The organism is Thiorhodovibrio winogradskyi (assembly GCF_036208045.1).
GTDB classification, from domain to species: domain Bacteria; phylum Pseudomonadota; class Gammaproteobacteria; order Chromatiales; family Chromatiaceae; genus Thiorhodovibrio; species Thiorhodovibrio winogradskyi.
Genome location: NZ_CP121472.1, coordinates 1,981,687 through 1,999,518 on the forward strand (window position 1 = coordinate 1,981,687; position 17,832 = coordinate 1,999,518).

The 17,832-nt window shown below is 60.2% G+C and carries 15 protein-coding genes; 2 read left to right on the forward strand and 13 right to left on the reverse strand.

What is annotated here, in order from left to right:
* Nucleotides 1-776 precede the first annotated feature (776 nt).
* Together Thiowin_RS08865 and Thiowin_RS08870 are read right to left on the reverse strand one after the other, a co-directional pair.
* Entirely contained in the window at nt 777-1,934 is a 1,158-nt protein-coding gene (locus Thiowin_RS08865) for an IS91 family transposase (RefSeq protein WP_328987368.1), read from the reverse strand.
* Nucleotides 1,927-2,775 carry a tyrosine-type recombinase/integrase gene (locus Thiowin_RS08870; protein ID WP_328985567.1) on the reverse strand — a complete coding sequence of 283 codons (849 nt, stop codon included), beginning with the start codon at nt 2,773-2,775 and terminating at the stop codon, nt 1,927-1,929. The genes Thiowin_RS08865 and Thiowin_RS08870 overlap by 8 nt, the downstream gene beginning before the upstream one ends.
* Before the next feature lie 247 nt (nt 2,776-3,022).
* Between Thiowin_RS08870 and Thiowin_RS08875 the strand changes: the two genes are divergently transcribed.
* Complete coding sequence (locus tag Thiowin_RS08875; RefSeq protein WP_328987369.1) at nt 3,023-3,313, forward strand: hypothetical protein; 291 nt, start codon at nt 3,023-3,025, stop codon at nt 3,311-3,313.
* Nucleotides 3,314-3,315: 2 nt separating this feature from the next.
* Here the strand turns inward: Thiowin_RS08875 and Thiowin_RS08880 are convergent, their stop codons facing one another.
* The 3 genes from Thiowin_RS08880 to Thiowin_RS08890 form a co-directional block, all read right to left on the reverse strand.
* Nucleotides 3,316-4,221 (reverse strand): hypothetical protein, encoded by a 906-nt coding sequence (locus Thiowin_RS08880; protein ID WP_328987370.1) that lies wholly within the window; start codon nt 4,219-4,221, stop codon nt 3,316-3,318.
* Nucleotides 4,222-4,417: 196 nt separating this feature from the next.
* A complete protein-coding gene (locus Thiowin_RS08885; protein WP_328987371.1) occupies nt 4,418-4,792 on the reverse strand; it encodes a hypothetical protein in 375 nt (124 codons plus the stop codon).
* Nucleotides 4,793-4,828: 36 nt separating this feature from the next.
* Nucleotides 4,829-5,254 carry a hypothetical protein gene (locus tag Thiowin_RS08890; RefSeq protein WP_328987372.1) on the reverse strand — a complete coding sequence of 142 codons (426 nt, stop codon included), beginning with the start codon at nt 5,252-5,254 and terminating at the stop codon, nt 4,829-4,831.
* 172 nt (nt 5,255-5,426) lie between these two features.
* Here Thiowin_RS08890 and Thiowin_RS08895 point away from each other — a divergent pair, with 172 nt between their 5' ends.
* Entirely contained in the window at nt 5,427-6,857 is a 1,431-nt protein-coding gene (locus Thiowin_RS08895) for an integron integrase (protein WP_328987373.1), read from the forward strand.
* A gap of 402 nt (nt 6,858-7,259) precedes the next feature.
* Here the strand turns inward: Thiowin_RS08895 and egtD are convergent, their stop codons facing one another.
* From egtD to fmt, 8 genes are all read right to left on the reverse strand, one after another.
* Nucleotides 7,260-8,216 carry an L-histidine N(alpha)-methyltransferase gene (gene egtD / locus Thiowin_RS08900; protein ID WP_328987374.1) on the reverse strand — a complete coding sequence of 319 codons (957 nt, stop codon included), beginning with the start codon at nt 8,214-8,216 and terminating at the stop codon, nt 7,260-7,262.
* On the reverse strand, nt 8,213-9,532 hold the full coding sequence (gene egtB, locus Thiowin_RS08905; RefSeq protein ID WP_328987375.1) for an ergothioneine biosynthesis protein EgtB: 1,320 nt from the start codon (nt 9,530-9,532) through the stop codon (nt 8,213-8,215). The genes egtD and egtB overlap by 4 nt, the downstream gene beginning before the upstream one ends.
* 249 nt (nt 9,533-9,781) lie before the next feature.
* Nucleotides 9,782-11,155 carry a Trk system potassium transporter TrkA gene (gene trkA / locus Thiowin_RS08910; protein ID WP_328987376.1) on the reverse strand — a complete coding sequence of 458 codons (1,374 nt, stop codon included), beginning with the start codon at nt 11,153-11,155 and terminating at the stop codon, nt 9,782-9,784.
* Entirely contained in the window at nt 11,152-12,522 is a 1,371-nt protein-coding gene (locus tag Thiowin_RS08915) for a sigma-54-dependent transcriptional regulator (protein ID WP_328987377.1), read from the reverse strand. The genes trkA and Thiowin_RS08915 overlap by 4 nt, the downstream gene beginning before the upstream one ends.
* The gene (locus tag Thiowin_RS08920) at nt 12,519-14,816 is read right to left on the reverse strand and encodes an ATP-binding protein (RefSeq protein ID WP_328987378.1); all 2,298 of its coding nucleotides are present in this window, start codon (nt 14,814-14,816) and stop codon (nt 12,519-12,521) included. Before Thiowin_RS08920 ends, Thiowin_RS08915 begins: the two co-directional genes overlap by 4 nt.
* A 25-nt stretch (nt 14,817-14,841) precedes the next feature.
* A complete protein-coding gene (locus Thiowin_RS08925) occupies nt 14,842-15,474 on the reverse strand; it encodes a DUF4390 domain-containing protein (protein ID WP_328987379.1) in 633 nt (210 codons plus the stop codon).
* Between the two features lie 17 nt (nt 15,475-15,491).
* The gene (rsmB, locus tag Thiowin_RS08930) at nt 15,492-16,904 is read right to left on the reverse strand and encodes a 16S rRNA (cytosine(967)-C(5))-methyltransferase RsmB (protein WP_328987380.1); all 1,413 of its coding nucleotides are present in this window, start codon (nt 16,902-16,904) and stop codon (nt 15,492-15,494) included.
* Nucleotides 16,870-17,811, reverse strand: a complete 942-nt coding sequence (gene fmt / locus Thiowin_RS08935) for a methionyl-tRNA formyltransferase (RefSeq protein ID WP_328987381.1) — start codon at nt 17,809-17,811, stop codon at nt 16,870-16,872. The genes rsmB and fmt overlap by 35 nt, the downstream gene beginning before the upstream one ends.
* Nucleotides 17,812-17,832 lie beyond the last annotated feature (21 nt).

Genomic DNA, 17,832 nt, shown 5'->3' on the forward strand with positions numbered 1-17,832 from the left:
GGCTTGTCCCGCGAATTGGGGCGGGCTTTGCCCGTTATTAGCTGGGATTGCAATTAACTGCAAGGCTTGATTTAGGTTGGCGGTGGCTTTGGCCCAACGTTAGAGCTAAGCAGAATCGTCCGAGCGAGAGCGAGGGCGATTTCTGCTTCAGCGACTCGTTGGATTCTGCGGACTTGCTATACCAAAGTCAGTATTAATGTTTTCGTCCGCCCGTGGATCGCCACTGAAAAATGCCTTTCGTCTCAAAAGCGAAAGCGGTTTCTGGATTAACTCCTTGTTATCCAGAAACCGCTTTCGCTTTTGATATCATACATTTTGGAATTTGTCAGTGACATTTGTCTGGGTGGACAATTTGAAGGTTTATTTGAGTCGTTTTACACTTTATGAATCCAACTAGTAAGCATTTATCCATCGGGCGCTAAGCCGTGAGTCCGATCATGCGCTGAACTCTCAGCGCCCGATGGATAAATGTCTGTTGGACTAATCCGATCCTGGCACGGGCTCTCCGGCGCAGAGGCTCGAGAGCTGGCTTCTTAGGGGATTGTATTGGTCAGACCCCGGGAGTGCGGGGGTGGTGTTGGCGCTGAAGCAGCGGCACGGGCGGCAGCGGGAGGGGAAATACGTCATTTGGTGGCCTCCCTGGGGGAAGATGCGCTGTGTATTAGCGCTGAGTTTAGTCGATTCTCGAGCGCGAGTCGAGCGCGTGCACGGACCCGAGATCGGGCCGAAACGTTTCTCATGGCAGGTGAAGGGAGGGGACGAGTGATCGGCGCGCACTATCCTCCATCACGGCGTTTGGGAGCCAAGGCGGTGCGCACCCGCAGTCGTCCGCCGCGACAGCTCTGGCAGGGAAAACCATCAAAGGTCTTGGAAGGTTGCGGATGCCCGGTGGTGCCCGGCTCAGTTGGCATGATTGCAACAGGACGCGCTTGCACCGCGCCGATCGCCGCGCGGATGGCCGGCAAGCGCTGAGCACGACAACGATTGGCCAGGAAGCCGAAATGACGCACGCGCATGAAGCCTTTTGGTAACACATGGAGCAGAAAGCGGCGCAACAGTTCCTCACCGGAGAGGGTCATGACTTTGCGCTGGTCGCCATCGCGGTAGTCCTTGTAGCTGAGTTCAACGGACTCGCCATCAAAGCTGAGTAGGCGGCTGTCGCTCAGCGCGGTGCGGTGGCTGTAGCGTCCGAGGTAGTCGACGACGGTGTCGCCGCGCGCCAGGCAGGGCTTGGAAAAGACCACCCACTCGGTGCCCATCAGGGTATCGAGCATGCGATCGATCTCGCGTGGATCGGTTAACCGGCTCAATTCGCCAGCCGCGACGGCCTGGCGCAGACGACTGACAAAGCCGCCACGCACGTGACGCGAGAGCGCCCGCACCGGGAATAGGTAGGTGCTTTTCGCGGGATGCCACTGACCGGTGGCGGAGAATGCCCCGCCCGGCACCAAACAATGCAGATGCACATGCCGGGTGAGCGTCTGTCCCCAGGTATGGAGCACGGCGGTCATTCCCAGTTGTCCATCCAGGCGCTTGGGGTTGGCACCGAAGGCGGACAATGTGGCCCAGACCGTCTCGAACAGCAGATCATAGAGCTGTTTGGGATGGACCTCGATCCAGCCATTGAGGGCGGACGGCAGCGTGAAGACCAGATGGTGATAGGTCACCGGCAGCAAGGCCGCGCGCTGACGCGCGCACCATGCCTCGGAGGCCTGGCGCTGGCAGCGCGGGCAGTGACGGTCGCGACAGGCGTGGTAACACAGCGCATCGGCATCGCACTGATCACAGTGCAAGGCGAATCCGCCGAGGACCGCGGTGCGGCAATCGCGGATGTGGTGACACACCTGCCACTGCCGTGGGCTCAAGGTCTGGGTCGCGACCAAGCCGTCAAGACACGCGTTGACCAGCACTTGCAGGGAGGCGGACTTAGCCATGCGCCGCCTCCAACTGGGCAATGACATCGAGCATGCCTTCACCCTCACGCGCGCTCGGCAGCCAATGCACATAGCGCAGGGTGGTGTGAATGCTCTGATGCCCGAGCAAGCGTTGCAGGCGCTGCACTGGCAGCCCGGCGGCCAGCTGATGGGTGGCATAGGCGTGGCGCAGCCCATGGATGCCGCCGACCTTGTGCACACCGGCGCGCTGCTTGGCCTGAGTGAAGGCTTTCTGCAGCGTGGTGGGCGCGAGCCGCGTCCCGGCGCGTCCGGCAAACAGCCACGCGCCCGGGCGATAGGCGCGCCAGTAGGCACGCAGTTGCGCCAACAAGGTCGGCGAGAGCGGGACCATGCGGTCCTTGGCGCCCTTGCCCTGTTCAATGCGCAACAGTCGGCGCTCCCCATCGATATCGCCAACGCGAACCGCCAGCACTTCGTTCAGGCGCAGCCCGCAGCCATAGCACAGGCTGAGCATCATGTGATGGCGCACATCCGCACAAGCGCGCAGGATGGCCGCCACCTCTTCGCGCGTGAGCAGCTCGGGTATGCGTTGAGGGCGCTTGGGCAGGGTGACGGCCAGGTCCACCGCCGGCCAGTTGAGCACCTGGAGGTAGAAAAAGCGGATGCCATGGTAGAACAGGCGCACGCTTGCCGGGGCGAGCCCACGCTCGCGCACCAAGTGCTCGAAGTAGCACTGTACATCATCCGGCATCAAGGTGTCAGGCGCGCGGTGGGTAAATTTGGCGAGATCGCGCACCGCGGCGAGGTAGCTCTGGTGGGTGCGCGGGGAGAAGCCATGCATCTGCATGGCGGCAATCATACGTTGGCGTAATGCGGTCATCGTCAGACCCTCTGTCAACGACCCTGATTGGGTCATCTTCAGTGTGGGCGACAATGTGCAATTGCGCTGTCAGTGGCAGGTGTGGGTTGGGGGCCGGTAGGTCCGGAAGCTCCGCGGAGCGGATTAGTTCAACGCCAGCATCAGCCGCGCGAGCGGGAGCGAGCGTCGGCTGGATGCAATCGTTAGGCTCTTTTTGACCATTTTGCCGACACCAGGAAAAAGGTAATGAAGCCAAAACAAGCAACGAATGCTTGCCCGTTTTGCGGATTTCGTGCGACTCGCATTCTTGGACCTGCAACGCAGCCTGCATCGACGCACGCCAAAGGCTATCAGGTTGAGTGCATTAACTGCGGCGCACGCGGGCCTTGCGGGTTTGCGGATGAATCTAGCGCAATCCGTACTTGGGATTGCGGCGACGTTGGTTTTCAGCGTCCGCTTGTTTCAGCCTAACGACAAGCTCAGCCGACGCCTGCTGAGCGATAGCGAAGCGGGCGGTCGGCTGAAGCAGCTTGTTAGCGGTTCGCTTGCTAAAGGATAACTTTAACAAGCATCAAAAACTTCCTTTAAAGTGTAAGTCAATTCTTCGGGGTTCCGTGCGTCACTTCTCTGCCATCGGGCATAAGCAATTGTTGGGATACCTTTATAGCGGCCACGCTGGGTGTCTTTGGTGCTGATGCTTCTGTCTATTTGTAAGCCAGGCAAATTGTCACGGGCAAAACTTCCTTCTACTAATATCACATCGGGATTGATTGCCAAGATTAGATCTTCGGAACGCGAAATATTTTCATTTATATCAATACCATAACTACGCGCGCAATCAATCAGCTTGCTAAGTTCGCCGTTACGAGTAGCGGGGTAAAACAAATTTGTTTTAACTACACTATTTTCTAAAATATCAATTAGATCAGCATCTTCAAAACACCGCCTAGTAGTCTCGGCTATTGCGTACTGATTTCTTATGCCCCACAGAAAGCGTCCCTGTCGATCTCGATCCATATACTGAAGGCATCCGAGTGGCTCAAACTCCTCAACCCTGCGTCTGGTGTCATTAAAATATCCTGGGCCGGGATTAGAGCCAATAATCAACAATCTTGGATTTTCTATTAAATCACTGAACAAGATTTGCGATCCAAGATAAAGATAATTAATTTCATCATCTTTTTCGCACAAATCACAAAGTGCATAGTGTAAATCCTCGGCGTAAACTTTAATTTCATCGTATTCATTGAATAAATTTGACATGTCTTTTTCACCTTTTGTCTCGCTAACGCCAGCATCAGCCGCGCGAGCGGGAGCGAGCGTCGGCTGGATGCAATCGTTAGGCTCTTTTTGACCATTTTGCCGACACCAGGAAAAAGGTAATGAAGCCAAAACAAGCAACGAATGCTTGCCCGTTTTGCGGATTTCGTGCGACTCGCATTCTTGGACCTGCAACGCAGCCTGCATCGACGCACGCCAAAGGCTATCAGGTTGAGTGCATTAACTGCGGCGCACGCGGGCCTTGCGGGTTTGCGGATGAATCTAGCGCAATCCGTACTTGGGATTGCGGCGACGTTGGTTTTCAGCGTCCGCTTGTTTCAGCCTAACGCCAGCATCAGCCGCGCGCTATTCGCGCGTCGGCTGGATGCCATCGTTAGCAAAATTACTTCGCAAATAGATTACTAAACTTCGAAATGATCTCATTATGGAATCTTTCGTCGCTAGCATACTTCACGACCCAAGGAACAAAAGGATGCTTACTGTTGCTGTATTTGTCTGTTTCTTGTATCGCAGAATGGCCAAAGTTGATTATCAAAGCGCTAATAAAGTCTAAGAATAAAAAGAAACCAGCAGGAGTCTTGCTGTCTAGATCATTCTTGCAATAAGCGCTCGGGTCGTCGAGTGACTCTATCTTTATGATAAGTGTATCGACATCCGCTGAAGTAACAGAACTCTTTATTGATTTGAGCAGCTCTTCAGTTAGGGTATTTGATATAAATTGTTCAAACGCTAAATCTAGCATTTCATTTAAGTTCATTTTATACATTCCGTTTCGGCGTTGTTCGCTGTCAATTCACATTACGACGGAGAAATTGAATTTGACACCTAACTTTCTTGCCTTCTTCGCATATTCAATGCTCTCAGAGAGCTCAGCTACAACGGCATCATAATCGTTTTTCAGGACACCAAACCTCGGCTTCTCGGTTGTGATTGCCGTAAGAAGTCCGTTGAGAATCCCGAGCGCATCCTCAGCCGATTTCCACACTCCGTCGCGTGCCATCAATTTGTTCGTCGATTGTATTTCATCGGGTAACTCATCATCACCGAGGTTGAATTGCATGTCGGTGTGATCAAGCAGACTGGAAAACGGCTCCAACCCGGCTACGCTTGCCAATTTGTCCAGCTTGTCAGCGTGCTTGTACAGCGCCCACTTGTCACTTTCATCAGATGCTACCTCACCATTATTGAGGAGATGATTCGCCCAAAGTACTGTACTCAAAGTTCTCTCCTGACAGCTAACAGTTAACTAGACAGAAAGTTGGTCGGGTATGCTAGACAGATTCTGCCTAGCCCCAGTAGTATGGATTCGGCCTAGTGCAGAGACTAAAGCTTGAGCGCTGAGGTGGACGCTGAAATCCAACACTTTCTGCCTGTGAATCCGAGGCTAGCACATGCCTGAGTACCGAGCAACAATATTAAACGCAGAAGATCGTTTCTGGGAGCGCTTCATTGATCTGGCGCGGACAAATGGCATTAAAGAAACGGCGATTCGCTGGCACGTTCACCGAGCCGAGCGCTATCTGAAGGCGTTTCCGGGAAAGCGACTAGCGCAACACACTGTCGATGATGTGACTGGCTACTTGGAAGAAGCAGGACGGTTAGGCAGACTCAAGGACTGGAAATTTGTTCAGACTGTCGATGCTATACAGAATCTGCTTGATACGGCGCGGGCGCCTGTCGCCGAGCAGGTCGATTGGGCGTTTTGGCGCGATTCGGCGCGGGCGTTGGACGCGGATCATCCGACTGTCGCGCGCGAGACGCTTCCCGCGGTCGCGGGCAAAACGGCTGATCAGCAGGTGTCAGGTTATGTATTCAAACGCAAGCAGAATGCGCCCTCGCCTTTGGATGCTGTTCGTGAAAGCCATCACACATTGCTTGAGCGCATGATCGCGGAAATTCGCCGGCGCAAATATTCGATTCGCACCGAGCAGGCGTATGAAGCTTGGGTGTGCCGCTTTATTCTGTTCTGTGATAACCGTGATCCGGCTGATCTGGGGTCGGGTCGCCCGCGGGCCTTCCTCGAGGATTTGGCGGTGCGGGGCAATGTGTCGGCCAGTACGCAGAGCCAGGCGCTGAATGCCTTGGCGTTTTTCTACCAGCAGGTGCTGGGGCGATCACTGGACGACATGGCGGACTTTGTCCGCGCCAAGCGACCGAAACGGCTGCCGGTTGTATTGGAACGCTCCGAGGTCGCGCGATTGTTGGCTGGTATTGGGGGCACCCAGCACCTGATGGCGGCTTTGCTCTATGGCACGGGCATGCGGTTGATGGAGTGCGTGCGACTGCGGGTGCAGGATATTGACTTTCCCTATCATCAGATTTTGGTGCGCGATGGCAAGGGGCAGAAGGATAGAGTCGTGCCGTTGCCGGCGAAACTCGAGCAGCCCTTGCGGGAGCAACTGGAGAAGGTGCGTGACTTGCACGAGCAGGATTTGGTGCAAGGCTTTGGTGAAGTGTTCTTGCCGGATGCCTTGGCGCAAAAGTGGCCGAATGCACCGAAGGAGTGGATTTGGCAATATGTGTTTCCGAGTGGTCGGCTGTCGGTGGACCCGCGCAGCGGCAAAATGCGTCGGCATCATGTGCATGAGAACGGATTACAGAAGGCGATCAAAGCAGCGGCCGAACGCGCTGGTATCGCGAAGCGGGTGAACTGTCATTGCCTGCGTCATTCTTTCGCGACCCATCTGTTGGAATCGGGCTATGACATTCGTACCGTGCAGGAGCTGTTGGGGCATGCGGATGTGTCGACGACCATGATCTATACCCATGTGCTCAATCGCGGTGGTCAGGGGGTGCGCAGTCCGCTGGATGGATTGCTTTAGGGGATTTGCGCGAAAACTCAGGTCAGCCACGCGCGGGGCGGGGCCAGGGAGATGATGCTGGTGCGGCAATCAAGATATTCATGTCCTTTAGGAACCGCACCCATGAGCAAAAATCTCATCAAGCCCCAGGTTTTTCTGCTCGCGCTGTTCTTGGTCGGTGTCAGCGCTGCCGCCTTGGCCGAAGCCCGGGGCTGGAGGCCGAGCGCATGATCGGGGTGGAAGAATGGCATCAAGTGAAAGCGTGGGGACAAGCCTTTTGTGTTCTCCAATATGAAAAGCGGCAAGGGTGTCGCCGAGATTGTCAGCTTGATTGAAACGCGGGGCATGCTGGAGGAGGCCCGTCTTTCTCATCCTGGGTCTTTCGCTTGATTGCTGAGTGCCGCCCGAGTAGCGGCGGATTCGTCAATCCTCCTGTCGGCGCAGGCCGTGGACGCTGAACAGTTGTGCGTCATCGGTCCAGACGCGGACTGACTCGAAGCCGGCGCGTCTTGCCAGGGCGTGAAAATCATCGATGCCGTACTTGTAGGAGCACTCAGTATGGATGCTCTCGCCTTCGCTGAAGCGGAAGGTTTCACCCGCGACCAGGACGTCTTGGGGCGCGTTGCTGACCAGGTGCATTTCGATGCGACTGTCGTGCGGATTGAAGAAGGCGCTATGGTGAAAGGCAGCGGGGTCGAAGCTGCCCTCGAGTTCGCGGTTGATGCGGGTGAGCAGATTCAGGTTGAAGGCAGCGGTCACCCCGGCCGCGTCATTGTAGGCGGAATGAAGAATGTCCTCGGACTTGCGCAGATCGACGCCGATCAGCAAATGACCGCCGGGCCCCAGGAAGTCACCGACCCGGCGCAGAAAGGCCTCGGCATCGGCGGGCTCGAAGTTGCCGACCGAGGAGCCGGGAAAGAAGGCCGCGCGCGGCTGATCTGCCTCGCTGAGCGGCAGGTGGAAGGGGCGCGAATAGTCGGCGCAGGCGGCGCGGACCTCGATCTCCGGGAAGGCGGCGGCCAGGCTCTCGGCCGAGCGCAGCAGATGCTCGCGCGAGATGTCGACCGGGATGTAAACACGCGGGCGCAGCGCCTCAAGCAAGGTGCGGATTTTCAGGCTGCTGCCGCTGCCTAGCTCGATCAGGACGACGTCATGACCGAGCAGCTCGGCCATCTCACCGCCGTATTGGCGCAGAATGCCGATCTCGGTGCGCGTCGGATAATACTCGGGCAGCTCGCAGATGGCGTCGAACAGCCGCGAGCCCGGCTCGTCGTAAAAGAACTTGGGCGGAATGCGCTTTTCAGGCAGCGCAAGTCCCCTCAGGACCTCGGCGCGAATGTCCGCGGGTTTGGGATGGTCGTCGAAAAAGCTGACATTCATGCCGACCTTCCTTGGGTTGTTCCAAGATCGTCCGAAGTGGTGCCTCCATCGACGCCATCGGCCAGGCGTAGACTGCTGAACTGCCAACGTTCGTGGGGGTAGAAAAAGTTGCGATAGCTCGGGCGCAGGTGATCGCCTGAGGTGGCGCAGGAGCCGCCGCGCAGCACCATCTGATTGCACATGAACTTGCCGTTGTACTCGCCGATGGCACCGGCGGCTGGGCGATAGCCGGGATAGGGCAGATAGGCCGAGCCGGTCCATTCCCAACAGTCGCCATAGAGCTGGCTGAGCGCGCCCACATCGGCAGCGCGTGGATGCAGACGTCCGGCGTCGGCAAACTCGCCGGCGATTGGCCGGCTGGCCGCGGCATGCTCCCATTCGGCCTCGCTTGGCAGGCGTTTGCCGGTCCAGCGCGCATAGGCCTCGGCCTCGTAGTAGCTCAGATGACAGACGGGCAGGGCCGGGCGCAGGGATATCAGACCAGCCAGGGTCATCTCGTGCCAGGCGCCGTCGATTTTTTCCCAGTAAAGCGGTGCTTGCCAGCCCTGTTGCTTGATCACTGTCCAGGCGTCGGATAGCCAAATGGCGGGATTGGTGTAAGCGCCATCCTCGATGAACTCGAGATACTCGCTATTGGTGACGAGGCGATTGGCAAGCCGATAGGGCGCGAGCCAAGTCTGGTGGCGTGGGTGCTCGTTGTCGTAAGAGAAGCCATCGCCGGTGGCACCAATCTCGGTCATGCCACCCTCGAGGGTGGTGAAGGTCAGGGGTACCGCCTGCTCGGGCGCGCTGATGTCGAGATCGGCACGGTAGGCTGGACGAAGGGGGTTTAAGGCCAGGTGGTGCTTGATGTCCGTTAGCAGCAGTTCTTGATGTTGCTGCTCGTGATTCAGGCCGATCAGGATGCGCTCCAGCGCCAGTGGCCAGTCGCTCTCGTCGCACTCAGTGATCAATGCTTGCATCGCTTGATCGACGTGCTTGCGATAGTCATAGACCTCCGCCACTGTCGGGCGGGAGAGTAGTCCGCGTTTGGCGCGTGGCCAGAAGCCGCTCTCGGTCTGCTCGTAGTAGGAGTTGAACAGGTGATCGAAGCGCGCATGAAACACCTGATAGCCGGGCAGCAGCGGACGGAGCAGAAAGTTCTCGAAGAACCAGGACACATGGGCAATGTGCCATTTCGGTGGGCTGGCCTCGACCGCGGTTTGCAGTCCGTAGTCCTCGATGGCCAGGGGTTCGCAAAGCTGCTCGGAAAAGGAGCGGACCAGCAGGTACGAGTGCGCGAGTTGCTCGCGTGTGGGATGGGCGACTGTGTGCATGAAAAGCTCTTGATCGGCCAGGAAAATTGATAGAGACCGCCACCGAAAGGGTGCGGGCTGACTGGTTGAAGCAGGACAAAATGCGGCATTTTACCCGATAAGCAACCCCGAGGGCCGTGTTGAATCGACACTGACCAGGTTTGTGGGCGCCAGCATCATTGATGGTCATGCAGATGATGTAGGGGGGCTTCCGAGACGAGGCTCTTGCGCTGGACGATCGCGGCTGACAGCGCCGTATGATCAAGTCTGTTAGAAAAAGGTAACGCCCACCTGAAACAGCTTTTCGACCTCGGGAACGCGCTGGCGATCCTGAATGAACAGAATGACGTGATCGTCGGATTCGATGACTAGGTCGTGGTGGGCAATCAGCACCTGGTTACCGCGCACGATGGCGCCGATGGTGGTGCCCTTGGGTAGGCGGATGTCTTCGATTGGGCGGCCGACAACTTTGCTTGAGTTGGCGTCCCCATGGGCAATGGCCTCGATGCCTTCAGCTACCCCGCGGCGGAGCGAGTGGACCATGACCACGTCGCCACGGCGCACGTGGCGCAGCAGGCTGCCAATGGTGGCTTGCTGCGGAGAGATGGCGATGTCGATGGGGCCGCTTTGCACCAGATCCACATAGGCCGGGCGGTTGATCAGCGCCATGGCCTTGCGCGCGCCCAGGCGCTTGGCAAGCATGGCGGAGAGGATATTGGCCTCGTCGTCGTTGGTCACTGCGCAGAATACATCGGTATCGGCGACGTTCTCCTCCAGCAGCAGCTCTTCATCGGCCGCGTCGCCATGCAGCACAATGGTGCGCTCTAGTGTTTCGGCAATCTGGCGGCAGCGGGCGAGGTCGCGCTCAATGACCTTGACGCGGTAGTGCGGCTCGAGTGCACGTGCGAGCCGTGTGCCAATGTTCCCGCCGCCGGCAAAGATCAGGCGTTTGTAGGGCTTTTCCAGCCGTCTGAGCTCGCTCATCACCGAGCGGATGTGCTTGGGCGCGGCGATGAAAAAGACCTCGTCATCGGCCTCGATCACTGTGTCGCCTTCGGGATGAATGGCCCTGTCCTGGCGGTAGATGGCGGCAACTCGGCTCTCGATATGCGGCATGTGATCGCGCAGCGTGCGCAGCTCGTGACCGACCAGTGGGCCTCCGTAGTAGGCGCGTACCGCGACCAGGCGCACGCGCCCCTCGGCGAAATCCGTCACCTGCAGAGCGCCCGGGTGTTCGATCAAGCGCATCACATAGTCAGTGACCAGCTGTTCCGGGCTAATGCGCACATCGATGGGAAAGGCGCTGCCGTCGAAAAGCTTTTCCTGCTCCAAAAAACTTGGCGCGCGCACCCGGGCAATCTTGGTGGGTGTGTGAAAGAGTGTATAGGCCACCTGGCAGGCGACCATGTTGGTTTCGTCGCTGTTGGTGACGGCGATGATCATGTCGGCATCCTCCGCGCCGGCGCGCGTGAGCACGTCCGGATGGGCGCCATGACCCTCAAGGGTGCGCAGGTCGAAGCGATCCTGCAGTTCGCGCAGGCGGATGGGGTCGAGGTCGACCACTGTGATGTCGTTCGCTTCGTTGACCAGATTGGCCGCGACCGAGCTGCCGACCTGGCCGGCGCCTAGGATGATGATTTTCACCGCCGCTCCTTGATCTCGATGCCCAGCGAGCGCAGTTTACGGTACAGATGGGTGCGCTCCATGCCGGCCTCCTTGGCCATTTTGCTGACATTGCCGTTGTGCTTTTCGAGTTGGTAGTCGAGGTAGGCTTTCTCGAACAACTCGCGTGCCTGGCGCAATGGCTGGTCGAAGGAGACCATGCCCTCGACTGGTTGGACTGAGACAACGGGCGTGTTGCCTAGCGCGGCTTCAACCTCGCTTAAGGTGATTTCATCACCGGCGCCGAGGATGAGTAGCCGCTGAACTAGGTTTTTCAGTTCGCGGATATTGCCGGGCCAGCTGTAGTTGCGTAAAAAATTTTGCGCGCCAACGCTAAAGCGGCGGTAGCTGAGTTTTTCATGCGCGGCAAAGAAATCGACATAGTGGTTGAGCAGGTCGGGGATGTCTTCCGGATGTTCGCGCAGCGGTGGGATGTGTAGTGGAACGACATTGAGATGATAGAAAAGATCCTCGCGAAAATGGCCGGACTGGACATCTTCCTTGAGATCGCGTTGAGTGGCGGCAACAATGCGCACATCGATGGGGACCGGCTCGCTGCCGGCGACGCGCAGAAAGGAACCGGTATCGAGCGCGCCGAGCAACTGTCCCTGGGCTTCAAGGTCCATGTCGGCCACCTCGTCAAGGAGCAGGGTGCCACCCGCGGCCTGTTCCAGGCTGCCATAGTGAATGCGCCCGTTTTCCTCGCTGCCGAAGAGTTCGCGCGCGGCATTGCCGCGGGTGAGGGCCGAGGTACCCAAATCGACAAAGGGGCGTTCCTTGCGCCCGCTCTGGGAGTGCAAGAAGCGCGCGAAGGTCTCGCGCCCGGAGCCGGGCTCGCCGGTGATGAGTACCCAGGTGTCGTGTTGGGCGATGCGCTTGACCTGCTCGCGCAGGCGTTGCATGACGGCCGAGCGTCCGACAGGCTCGTGCACCAGGGGCGTGCGTCGGCGCAGACCGACGTTTTCTTTGACCAGCTTGTCGGCCTCGAGCGCGCGCTCCACGGTGAGTAGCAGCTTGGCCATGGACAGCGGCTTTTCCAGGAAGTCATAGGCGCCGAGTCGGGTGGCCTCGACCGCCGTCTCCACGGTGCCGTGGCCGGACATCATGATGATGGGGCAGGGCAGGCCATCGCCGTCCTCGGCCCATTCCTTCAGTAGGCTGATGCCGTCGAGATCGGGCATCCAGATGTCGAGCAGCATGAGGTCCGGGCGGCGCTCGCGCAGCGCGTGACGGGCGGCCTCGGCATTCTCGGCGGCGATGACGACAAAGCCTTCATCCTCAAGAATGTCCTTGACCGTCTCGCGGATATCGGGCTCGTCGTCGACAACAAAAATGTGGTGCGCGCTCATGGTGTCTCCGCGGACGTTGGCGGTGGTGCCGCGATTGAAGCAGGTGTTGGTGACTGGGCCGGCGCGGCGGCTTTTTGGGTGGAGGGGGCGGATGTTGCCGCGCTGGGGCTGGCGTTTGAGACCGGGGCCTCGCGCGGTCCCGGCTCCCGCCACACTGGAATCTGGGCGCGGATTCGTGCGCCTTGCGGCGTATTCTGCGCCACAATGATACCGCCATGTTCCTCGATGATCTTCTTGACGATTGCCAGTCCGAGGCCGGTGCCCTTGGTCTTGCTGGTGACATAGGGCTCGAAGGCGTTTTCCAGCAGGTCTTGGTGAAATCCTTCGCCATTATCCTCGACATCAATCATGACGGCGGGATTCTCAAGGTCATGGCGAATGCTGGAGCGCACTATGATCCGAGGCTCCGCGGTGGTTTCCAGTGCCTCGATCGCGTTTTTGAGCAGATTGTGCATGACCTGTCGCAAGCGTTTGGAATCACCGCGAATGCGCGCCCCCGTTGCTTGGAGTTGTGCCTCAATGGGCGCGGCCCCGCCGCGATAGAGTTCGAGGACATCGCGGATGAGCGCATCGATCTCGAAGGGCTCGTGCTGAATCTCTGGGGAACGCGCGTAGCTGCTGAAGTCGTTCACCATGGCCTTCATGGCCTCGACCTGTGCCACGATAGTGGTGGTTGAGCGGTCAACGATGCGGGCATCTTGTTCGTCGAGTTTTTTCAGCAGTTTGTGGCGCAGGCGCTCGGCCGAGAGCTGGATCGGGGTGAGCGGATTCTTGATTTCATGAGCCAGACGTCTCGCCACTTCGGCCCAGGCGGCATCGCGCTGGGCGCGGATGAGTTCGGTGATGTCGTCGAACACCAGCACATAGCCGCTTGCCTCGGTGCCAGAGACCGGCAGCCGGCTGCCGCGGCACATCAGCACCTGGCGCCCCTCGCCACCGAAGAGGGTCACTTGCTCGCGCCAATCGGCCGTCTTGGTGAACTGCCGTCTCAGGGTCTCCGCCCAGTGACCGAGCCAGGGGTGCCGGGATTCGAGCTCATCAAGCGATGGCGAGTCCTCGAGCGGCGGCCCCAGGCGCAGAATCCGCCGAGCGGCCGGGTTGCTGGTGGTGAGACGGAGTTCCTGATCGAACGCCAGCACGCCCGAGGACAGGCGCCCCAAGACAGTTTGCAGATAGGCGCGTTGCTCTTCCACCTCCTGTTGGCTGCGGGCGGCGGCATCGCGTGCCTGTGCCACCCTTTGGGTCATGGCGTTGAAGGACGAAACCAGAAAGGCAAGTTCATCATCATGCGTGGGCAGGGGGAGTTGCTGGTCGTAGTCGCCCGAGGCGACTGCCCGGGTCCCACGCGCGATATCGGCGATGGGTGCCACCAGCCGCCGCGCGGTGCGAAAAGCCGCCAGCAGCGCCGCCATCAGGCCGAACACCAGCACCAGGGAGAGCGTCAGGGAAAAGCTGAATTTCAGCGATTTGCGCAGATAGGACAGCTCGGTGTAGCGGTTATAAGCGTCCTCGAGCTGCGCGGCTAGTTCGCTGATGCGCGCGGAGGTGGGGAAAATGGCCTGCAGAATCAGGGGACGGGCGCGGGGATCGTTGACCAGCACGCGGATTTGGAGTTGATTGTCCTGGGTCGTCTCGAGTCCGACATAGTCCTCGCCCGCGCGAACGCTTTGCATCAGCTTGCGCTCGGGCTGATCCGGCACCAGCTGGATCGGATCGTCATTGGCGGTGCCCATGACCTTGCCCGAGGCATCAAAGACGGTCAGCTCCTGGGCGCCGGCCTGGCGGCGTAATTGCCCAAGCGACAGCGTCAGCGCCGTGGTCGAGCGATCCTCAATGCCGGCGAGTAATTGCGTCGCATAGCGCATCATCACCCGCTGGTTGAGATCAAGCGAGGCTTGATTGAGCGTGATGGCGTTCTCCATCGCCTGGTCGATCTCGACATCGAACCAGCTGTCAATGCCGCGCAGCAGAAAGCCGAGGGAGTAGTAATAAACCACCCCGACCGGCAGCAGGGAGATGAGGGCAAAGAGCGCCAGCATGCGCGCGGTCAGACGCGAGCCTGCGGCTTGGCGGCGATAGCCCCCGATCAAGCGGATAATGCTGACCACCACGGTGACGGCCAGCACCATGAGCCCGATTAGAACCAGAAACAGCAGAGGCACGAAAATGCGGCTCAGGCTCTCGGAGTTCTGGACCGCGTTGCTCATCAGGTCGAGCGCCACCAGCAGCACCAGCAGCAGGGCGCCGATACCGATGGTGCCGGTTGGAATCAGGCGTGGGCGCTTGCGGGCCATGGCGGAGACTGGGTGCTCGGCCAGTTCAGGGCCGCAGCGGCCAGCGCGTCCAGTCGCTGGCCTGCTTCCAGGCAGGATGCAGATAGGCCGTGGGCCGCAGTGGCAGCGGCAGGCGTTCGACATCGAGCGAGACGCGAATCTGTACCTGGTAGTCGATGCCAGGCTCCAGGCGGCCGCGATCAAGCAGGTGGAGATCGCGGATGTCACCCAGGGCATCAATGGCCGCGTCGCGGCTGACATAGCTGCGCCCGTCGGTGCCGGGCAGTTGGGTGACCAGATAGGACTCCGACAGCGGCTTGAAGCGGATGCGGTAGCGGAAAGACTGATCGACCAGACTGTCGGTCCAGAGCCTGGCCTTGTCCGGGCGCACGCGCACATGCACGACCAGGGTCAGGGGCACGCCATTGCTGAGTGCTTCGAGCGCCTTGTCGCTAAACCGATAATCAATGCGGGCGTCGAGCATGAAATGGTCGTCCTCGAGCCGGGTGCTGGCCTCGAGCACTTTGAAATCGGCGCTGGCGGGGATAGGCGCGCTGAGCGCGGAGAAGACGCTTAGCAGGACAAGCGCTCGGATGAGCAGGTGGATGATTGGCCGCTTTTGCCCACGAGCGCGGGCGCGATTCCGGTTCGCGCGGGTGCTAGCCAAAGGGGTCTGCATTTGTGCCTGTGTGTCTTTCATTCCCTGACCAGTTGGGCGAAGAAGAATCCGTCACCGCCATCGGCGCTAGGCGGGAGTTGGCGGCCACATGGGCATTCCAGGCCCCAGTCGGCGGGGATTTTAGTTTCCCGGGCATCGGGATGTCGCGTCAAAAAAGCGGCGATTTGCTGCGTATTTTCTTCTGGTAACAGGGAACATGTCACATAGAGCAGCCGTCCTTGGGGCTTGAGCAGCGGCCAGAGGGTATCGAGCAGCCGTGCCTGGGTGTCGGCCAATGCGGCGATATCCTGATCGCGCCTGAGCCACTTGATATCCGGATGGCGGCGAATGACTCCGGTGCCGGAGCAGGGCGCGTCGAGCAGAATGCGGTCATAGCGCTGTTCGGCCCAGTTGCCGCAAGGCTTGGTGGCGTCGGCCTGGCGGATGTCAGCGTGCAAGTGCAGGCGCCCTAGGTTGGCGGCCAGGCTTTGCAGACGCGCCTTGTCCTTCTCCAGCGCGGTGAGTTGCAGTTGATTGCCGGTGAGTTCTTGCAGGTGCGCGCTCTTGTTGCCGGGCGCCGCGCAAGCGTCCAGCACCCTTTGGCCGGGTTCAGCGCCAAGCAGGGCCGCGGCTCGCTGAGCCCCGGCATCCTGCACCGACACCAGCCCCTCGCGAAAGCCGGGCAATAGACTGACCGGCATGGGGACCTGCAATTGGAGTCCGTCTGGGTAGCCATCGAGCAGGGAGGCCTCGATGCCTGCCGCGTGGAGGTGCGCGCGATAGCTTTCCGTCGTGGTGCGCAGGCGGTTCACGCGCAAGAACATGGGCGCCCGGGCGTTGCTGGCCGCGACCAGCTCTCGCCAATGGTCGGGCCAGGCCGTGCGCAGGCGCCCGAGCAGCCAGGGGGGGAAGAGGGTGCGGGCTGTCTCCTCCTGTTCGATGCGCGCGCAAAGCTCGGCGCGTTCGCGCACAAAGCGCCTCAGGGTGGCGTTGAGAAGTCCGCGCGCCCAAGGCTTGTCCAAGTTGGCGCTGGCCCCGACCGTGGCCGAAACCGCGGCATGTTCGGGCAGTGCGAGGGCGTCGAGCTGATAGAGCCCAAGGCGCAGCAGGCAGCGCAGGTCCTGATCGCGCGCTTTGAGCGGATGTCGCAAGAGGATGTCGATCAGGGCGTCGAGGCGCGGCAGGGCGCGCAGGACGCCAAAGCAGAGTTCCCGCAGCAGTGGCAGGTCGCGCGCTGGCAGCGACTCCTGGGCGCACGCATGCTCCTCATGGGCTGCCAGGGCAGCGGTCAGCGAGCGTCCCTGTGCCAGAACCTGGGTCAGGACCTGGGCAGCCGCGGCCCGCACTGGCGCCCCCGGGGTGGTTGCGGGCTCGGGATGCTGTGGGCGACGGGGACGGGTACTGGTGGTTGTCGGCTTAGCCAAGGCGCGCGCCATGAATCTGCCTGGCATTTAGAAAATCCGCCGCTGACATGGCGCGCTTGCCTGCTGGCTGAAGCTCGCCGATGCGCAGGGCACCGTCGCCGGTCGCCACCAGGATGCCGGTTTTGTCGGCGCTTAGAACGGTGCCGGGTTCCCTTGCGCCCTGTTGCGCCTCTGGCGTGGCTGCCCACAGTCGGATGGCCTCTTCGCCCAGGCGGGTCTGGGCGACTGGCCAGGGGTTGAAGGCGCGAATGCGTCGGTCTATTTCAGCCGCGCTTTGGGTCCAGTCGATCAGCGCCTCCTCCTTGCGGAGCTTATGGGCGTAGCAGGCGCCCGTTTCCGGTTGCGGTTGGGGCTGAAGCTGTTGCGCGAGAATGGCCGGCAGGTTGTCGATCAGGAGGTCGGCGCCGAGGATGGCGAGACGGTCATGCAGACTGCGCCCGGTGTCCGTCGGGCCAATGGCGGTTTCTCGCCGCGCGAAGATGGGGCCGGTGTCCAGCCCCGCATCCATCCGCATCAGTTCCACGCCGGTGCGGCTGTCGCCGGCGAGGATGGCGCGCTGGATGGGGGCGGCCCCGCGCCAGCGCGGCAGCAGGGATGCGTGGATGTTCAGACAGCCGAGCCTGGGTGCCTCGAGAACCGCGCGGGGGAGCAGCAGGCCGTAGGCAATGACCACCATCAGCGCGGCGCCATGGCCGCTCAGGTGCTCTAGGACAGTCTGATCTTTTAGCGTGCTGGGCTGCTCCACGGTCAATCCGGCAGCGAGCGCTGCCTCTTTGACCGGGCTTGGCCGCGGCTTGCGTCCGCGCCCGGCGGGGCGGTCTGGCTGGGTGTAAACGGCCGCGATCGGATAGCCGGCGGCAAGCAGGGCCTTGAGCGCGGGCACGGCGAATTCCGGCGTGCCGGCGAACAGCAGGGGTGGGTGGGATGAGGGCATGGAGTCGATAGGCTTTGGGCG

Excerpts from the sequence above, each read along its gene's own strand:
- Thiowin_RS08920 (WP_328987378.1), bottom strand. The coding sequence starts at position 14,816 with ATGGCCCGCAAGCGCCCACGCCTGATTCCAACCGGCACCATCGGTATC.
- Thiowin_RS08875 (WP_328987369.1), top strand. The coding sequence starts at position 3,023 with ATGCTTGCCCGTTTTGCGGATTTCGTGCGACTCGCATTCTTGGACCTG.
- Thiowin_RS08895 (WP_328987373.1), top strand. The coding sequence starts at position 5,427 with ATGCCTGAGTACCGAGCAACAATATTAAACGCAGAAGATCGTTTCTGG.
- fmt (WP_328987381.1), bottom strand. The coding sequence starts at position 17,811 with ATGCCCTCATCCCACCCACCCCTGCTGTTCGCCGGCACGCCGGAATTC.
- egtD (WP_328987374.1), bottom strand. The coding sequence starts at position 8,216 with ATGAATGTCAGCTTTTTCGACGACCATCCCAAACCCGCGGACATTCGC.
- Thiowin_RS08885 (WP_328987371.1), bottom strand. The coding sequence starts at position 4,792 with ATGAACTTAAATGAAATGCTAGATTTAGCGTTTGAACAATTTATATCA.
- Thiowin_RS08865 (WP_328987368.1), bottom strand. The coding sequence starts at position 1,934 with ATGGCTAAGTCCGCCTCCCTGCAAGTGCTGGTCAACGCGTGTCTTGAC.
- Thiowin_RS08925 (WP_328987379.1), bottom strand. The coding sequence starts at position 15,474 with ATGCAGACCCCTTTGGCTAGCACCCGCGCGAACCGGAATCGCGCCCGC.
- Thiowin_RS08880 (WP_328987370.1), bottom strand. The coding sequence starts at position 4,221 with ATGCAGGCTGCGTTGCAGGTCCAAGAATGCGAGTCGCACGAAATCCGC.
- rsmB (WP_328987380.1), bottom strand. The coding sequence starts at position 16,904 with ATGCCAGGCAGATTCATGGCGCGCGCCTTGGCTAAGCCGACAACCACC.
- Thiowin_RS08915 (WP_328987377.1), bottom strand. The coding sequence starts at position 12,522 with ATGAGCGCGCACCACATTTTTGTTGTCGACGACGAGCCCGATATCCGC.
- egtB (WP_328987375.1), bottom strand. The coding sequence starts at position 9,532 with ATGCACACAGTCGCCCATCCCACACGCGAGCAACTCGCGCACTCGTAC.
- Thiowin_RS08870 (WP_328985567.1), bottom strand. The coding sequence starts at position 2,775 with ATGACCGCATTACGCCAACGTATGATTGCCGCCATGCAGATGCATGGC.